The following is a 4,880-nucleotide window of genomic DNA, read 5'->3' as shown; positions in this document are numbered from 1 at the left end:
ACCCGTGTAAATGCCACCACCAAAACCGGCAACATTATTATTGACTTGGCAATTTTCTAAAGTTAAAGTGCTGCTACCTCCTGTTTGAATACCACCACCGGCGCTAGTTGCCTCATTATTCGGATCGGTTCCAGAAACTTTGCCGTTGGCAACAATCAGGTTTTTTAGAGTGACATTAGTCGAACCTCCTGTGCGGATTACCCGCGAAGCATTGTTGCCGCTGATTGTTACACCGGGTGCAGCAGCGCCGTCAATGGTAATGTTTTTGCCAGCGGGAATATCGAGTTGACCGCTGGTGAGGGTAATGGTTTGGGCGCCTAAACCTGGAGCGAAGGTAATTGTATCGCCGGCAACAGCGGTGGCGATCGCAGCTCTTAATGAACCGGGCCCGCTATCGCTATTGTTGGCTACTACGATCGTAGCTAAATCACCTCGGTAACTAGCCATAGCCTCTGGCTGTAAGGCTAAGGGAGATTCAATTTGGCCAGAAGCAAATTCTAAATTCCAGTCGCCGCCACGGCCGGTTGTGTTGGTTGATGCCGCAACGTCAGCCCCAGTTAATTGACTGAATCGAGCGGCGAAATTAGCACCTGTACCGGCGGCTACATCGCAGCCGTACAGCATGATGTCTGCTTGTGGGGCTAGTGAAGTTTGCCACTTTTGCAACTGGCTTTTGTATTGCTCTATGTTATCTGAACCCAGAGCGGTATTGCCTAATTGTAGGCTGCCAGAACTGCCGTGAGAAATAATGTGAACCGAGTCTATCGCCCCGTTAGTAGAGGCGTACTTTTCCATCTCCGAGGTGATTTGTTCGATGCCGTTTTTGGTGCGATCGAGTATTACTACCTGCTGTCCGGGCAGCACTCCCGCTGTAATTGACTCGTAATCTTTCACGCCGGAGTCAATGAAGACTAAGGAGCGCAGTGGCCGTTTTTCAAAAGAAGATTGTGAGTTAACTTGAGCGAATGTAGAACTCATTTTGGAGACTCCATTAAGGGCATTATTGGTAGATACGCCCCGGAGCAATCTCATCAAGCTTATTTGATAGCTGTGCGATTTTGGCAGTTAACTTTTGTATGGATTGAGGTAATCCCAACTGAGGATAACAAAACCTAATTGCAGTTGATACGAGCAGTTGTTAAAAATCGTGCGAACTTTGTCAATCTCTCTAAGAATAGAGGCCGACTTGTGAAGTTCCGAGGTTATTTTCTCGATGCAGTCAGATTCTTAAATCAAAAATCTTGCAACAAAATATTCACCTTCATTGATGCTGGAGTCCTTGAATACAAAGCTTTTGGATAGAGAATTTGCGTATTCCGAGAATCGAGTGGTTTCTCTTAAAGAAGCCAACATATTGCGCCCTTCAAAAGCGAGTTTAGGGGTAGATACAGCCTTTGATTCAGAGCTTCTGAAACTGCCAGCGACCTTGTTTATTTCGCTTATTTTTATTTAACCTATCTATCAGTTTCCCCTATTTCTGCAGCGCTGCCATCCGCGATCGCACGGAATTTACAGCACTTGCCGATGCTGTGAGGTACGGTAGCAGCAGTTAACCAATATCTTAAAGGCTTAGGATTCATCAACTTAAGGACAACTGCTGCGAGCCGATCGATCCTGTCTGGGGTATGGAGAAAGAACATCCGCCAAAAAGATTTAAGCTGCGACCACCGCATTTTAATAGGGTTAAAATCAAGAGAGTAAGGGGATAAACAAATAACCCGTCTACCTATGTTTTCAACCGCCAGCAAATTTTGCAGCCAACTTTTTTGAAAGGGGCGCCAGCATTTACAGCGGCGCATTTCTGCTGGATTCTAAACTTCACAAGCCAATTGATACCGGCAAAGTAAAGTTGAAAGAAGTTGCGAAGGAATTTGCTGATGCTTTTTTAAAAGCTTGATTGTCTTTGTACCTAGAACGAGAGGGCAGGATCTCGTTTGACAAATTGATGAGAGAATTGCTATCAGCTTTAATTTGAGGATTAGAGTATACACCAAGGCTTCTGATAGAGTTTGGTGTATACTGCTTCTTTGCCAAGTAACAAAAGAGTTACTATCCACTTCATCGGTCGCATCGCAGCACATACTCAACTTCCCTGCTGCCATCGATTCAAGGCGAGTCACCCGCGCTTCGACATTGCCGTTACCTTAAAAATATAGATTATTGAATTCTGCTAAGCCACTGCACGTTCTTCCGTTCTCCTGGTCGCTCCAGCACATCCTCCAAGTTTAACTATCCGCACATTCATGGTTAGGCGATCGGGCTAGAGCAAGGGGGTCTTACGCCTTATTCAGCCCCGATCGCTGTGGGATTTCTATGCTGCGTATGGCTTTGAGGAGAAATCACATCCGCAGTCAAGGCGATCGGGATCCAGTAGGGGGTCTTACCCTTTATTGTGCTGCGATCGCCTTCTAATTCCCTTGTGGTATATGGGTTTGACTAGAAGCGATCAGGGCGATCGGGGCGATCGGCCACTCCTCACCTTTTTTATTAAGGGGTGTTTTTGTTGTTGCAAGGAAGTACCCCCCTCTCTATTTTTAGGGAGTAGTACCCCGATCGCCCCGATCGCACCCTTGAAACCTTTGATATGGCGTTGTATTTGTAGCGATCGGGGCATAATGAGGGGTAAGACCTTACAATGTGCCTCGATCGCCTTCGTATTGTTCACAGTATTGATTTAGCGTAGTATGTTAGCTGATCGGGGTAGCATAAGGGGTAAGACCCCCCATTATGCCCCGATCGCCTAGTTAATAAAAATGATGGGTAAGACCCCCCATTTATATGGATGTGATGGAACGCAGGGATGGACTCTACATCAACGAAGAGAGTAAAGCGGATGGATGGTGAATGAGTTGTAGGGAAATCAAAAAACTAAGAGAGTCGAAAGAAAGGGCTACCGCATTGTTTGAAAAAGAGAGAGCCATCAATCACAAGTTTCTCCCCAATACCTCAACCACTATCGCAGTTACGCTCAACTTATTCGCAATAGCTTCTTTTACTTTAGGGAGCTTTTCCACCGGGATGTAGAGACTCTTCACCATCCACTTACCATCCACTTTTACTTTGTAGCGGTAGTGGTTGACTGTGCTTTCACCCTTCCAAAAGCTGTACACCAACCCGCTGCCTCCTTGAATTATACACGCTTGGTGTATACTCTCGCTTAGTGAAGCGTTAGTGGCATTGCTATCACTTTGATTGCCATCACTGGGGTATACACCAAGACTCGGTATTAGACATCTCCAAAATAGTAACATTATGTGGTAAAAGAACATAAGAGACATTTTTTGGCACACAAACATGAGCGACATCCTGAATCATATTGAAGAGAATCATAAAGAAACACAGCGATTAATTGGTTTGGAATATGAGCATTTACAACAATTGCTCCAAAATGCCGAACGATTACATCATGAAAAACAAGCTTTACTAGAATCAAAAAAAGTGAGAATTATTGCGGATGGAGGAGGTCGAAAACCCAAACTATCTATTCCCGAACAAATAATTTTAACCTTGGTTTATCTTAGGCATATGACAACATTTCAAATTCTGGGCATCCAGTTTGGAGTAAGTGAGTCTACAGCTAATGATACATTTAACTATTGGTTTGCGCTTCTGCGAGAATTGCTACCATCTAGCTTGCTGGAACAAGTAAAAAAAAACGCTGCTGACCATGCAATAGTTAAGGAAATACTCACAGAATATTAATTAATAGTAGATACCTACGAACAAGTCAGAGAAAGACCTGGAACTCGTGAAGAACAAGAAAAATACTTTTCAGGCAAGAAGAGTAATCATACATTTAAAACTCAAATAATTATCATGCCAGATGGTAGAGATATAGTTGATGTTGTGGCAGGGGAACCTGGACCTAAAAGCGATATAACATTATTCCGAGAATATCGCTCCGAGTTGGCTCCTCAACAAAGATTTAAGGGAGATAAAGCTTACGTTGGAGAAGATTTAATAACAACTCCCCTTAAAAAACCCAAGAAACGAGAATTAACAACAGAACAAAAAAAACAAAATAAAGCGTTTTCTGCTCGCCGATTTTTTGTAGAACATCGAATTCGAGCGGTCAAGATATTTCGAGTTGCCCAAGAAAGATTTAGATTAAATTCCCAAAAATATGAGCAAGTAATTTTAACGATTTGTGGAATAGTAAGGTTGCGAATAGGAGCGCTAATATTACCATTATAAAAAGCGAGGCAATCGTCAGATTAAAATTAACAAATCTCACTCAACATTGCGATATAATTATCAACAATAAATATCTTAAAGTCTGATTTTATCGTGCACACTAGCTAATTTAGGATGGTTACATTTACGTCAAGGAGCTTAACTACACAGAGGCTTTGATTGTTTTCGGAGATATCTATTGAGCTTTGGTGTATACTCTCGCCTAGGAAAGAGATGTCGGTGTTAGCATTAGTTTGGTTGTCGCTACTGTGATATAAACCAGAGACTCTTTGATGTTCCTGCGAGGAAGAGACGGAACCTCCTTTTATACTGTCAGTTGTGATAGGAGTTGGGAAAGGAACAGGGTCATCTTTATCATTTGGATGAGGTGCGAGTGAGGGTTGGTGTATACTCTCACCTCTTAGAGTAATGCTAATACCAATTCACTATGAAGGTACACTAAAATATAGGGTAAAAGTAGAGTACATCCAATATGGCGAACAAACTTCAGGTACAAATCCAGGAAACGGTTGAGGAACTAGAGCATCGACTGGAACGGAGTGCGACCGCCGTAAATAAAGAAAAATTACTGGTATTATACTGGCTGACCACCAAAAAAATCCAAAAAAGAGCCGAATTAGCCACGATGTTGAAACGAGACTCTTCAACAATATATCGTTGGTTAAGAGCTTACAAACAAGGTGCAA

The 4,880-nt window shown here is 43.0% G+C and carries 5 protein-coding genes and 1 pseudogene; 3 read left to right on the top strand and 3 right to left on the bottom strand.

Features of this window, described 5'->3' with window-relative positions; all coding sequences use genetic code 11:
• The 3 genes from QUA53_RS28560 to QUA53_RS28550 all read right to left on the bottom strand — a co-directional run.
• The coding region (locus tag QUA53_RS28560) for a DUF4347 domain-containing protein (protein WP_333249274.1) at positions 1 to 978 on the bottom strand (978 nt) is incomplete at its 3' end.
• A 476-nt stretch (positions 979 to 1,454) separates the two neighbouring features.
• Positions 1,455 to 1,640, bottom strand: coding sequence for a hypothetical protein (locus QUA53_RS28555; RefSeq protein WP_333101148.1), 186 nt, complete (start codon positions 1,638 to 1,640; stop codon positions 1,455 to 1,457).
• A gap of 1,284 nt (positions 1,641 to 2,924) precedes the next feature.
• Positions 2,925 to 3,113, bottom strand: coding sequence for a hypothetical protein (locus tag QUA53_RS28550; protein ID WP_333101153.1), 189 nt, complete (start codon positions 3,111 to 3,113; stop codon positions 2,925 to 2,927).
• A gap of 181 nt (positions 3,114 to 3,294) precedes the next feature.
• Between QUA53_RS28550 and QUA53_RS28545 the strand changes: the two genes are divergently transcribed.
• The 3 genes and pseudogenes from QUA53_RS28545 to QUA53_RS28535 all read left to right on the top strand — a co-directional run.
• Positions 3,295 to 3,702 carry a transposase family protein gene (locus QUA53_RS28545; protein WP_333101156.1) on the top strand — a complete coding sequence of 136 codons (408 nt, stop codon included), beginning with the start codon at positions 3,295 to 3,297 and terminating at the stop codon, positions 3,700 to 3,702.
• Between the two features lie 3 nt (positions 3,703 to 3,705).
• Positions 3,706 to 4,194: a transposase family protein gene (locus QUA53_RS28540; RefSeq protein WP_333101164.1), complete on the top strand. Its 489-nt coding sequence runs from the start codon at positions 3,706 to 3,708 to the stop codon at positions 4,192 to 4,194.
• A gap of 472 nt (positions 4,195 to 4,666) precedes the next feature.
• Positions 4,667 to 4,880, top strand: a pseudogene (locus QUA53_RS28535) (hypothetical protein); the annotation flags it as partial.

This window comes from Microcoleus sp. Pol12B3 (assembly GCF_036701355.1).
Taxonomy (GTDB): Bacteria; Cyanobacteriota; Cyanobacteriia; order Cyanobacteriales; family Microcoleaceae; genus Microcoleus.
Note: the sequence above shows the minus strand (reverse complement) of the source record. Positions and strands in the feature narration are given on the sequence as shown.

Excerpts from the sequence above, each read along its gene's own strand:
- QUA53_RS28545 (WP_333101156.1), top strand. The coding sequence starts at position 3,295 with ATGAGCGACATCCTGAATCATATTGAAGAGAATCATAAAGAAACACAG.
- QUA53_RS28555 (WP_333101148.1), bottom strand. The coding sequence starts at position 1,640 with ATGTTCTTTCTCCATACCCCAGACAGGATCGATCGGCTCGCAGCAGTT.